This window comes from Psychrobacter sp. GW64-MNA-CIBAN-0177 (assembly GCF_040309585.1).
GTDB classification, from domain to species: domain Bacteria; phylum Pseudomonadota; class Gammaproteobacteria; order Pseudomonadales; family Moraxellaceae; genus Psychrobacter; species Psychrobacter okhotskensis.
Window position 1 is genome coordinate 1 of the sequence record NZ_JBEOOY010000258.1, and the last position, 270, is coordinate 270.

The 270-nt window shown below is 40.4% G+C and carries 1 protein-coding gene; it reads right to left on the reverse strand.

All coding sequences use genetic code 11. The features are described from left to right. Positions 1-270, reverse strand: a 270-nt coding sequence (locus AAEY79_RS14995) for a GNAT family N-acetyltransferase (RefSeq protein WP_352289207.1), incomplete at both ends; no start/stop codon positions are given.

Sequence of the window (270 nt, forward strand, 5' to 3'; positions counted from 1 at the left end):
ATACTTTGCAGCACGCACTGCATCATTTCAAAACTAAAATGGCGCTTAGGTGCCGTGTTAGGCGCTAATAAAATATGCATACACACATCATTAGGTTCAACATCGTACGCCGCTTTCATTAAGCTTTCGTGCTCAGGGCTATAAAGCTCAACTAAAGCCAATAGGTTATTATTTTGCTCTATCACGTATGCCTGATGATGAGGCGTATCAATAATATCTTGATACGCTTTAGTTATTTGTTGCTCGGTTTGCTGCTGCATACCCCAAAAA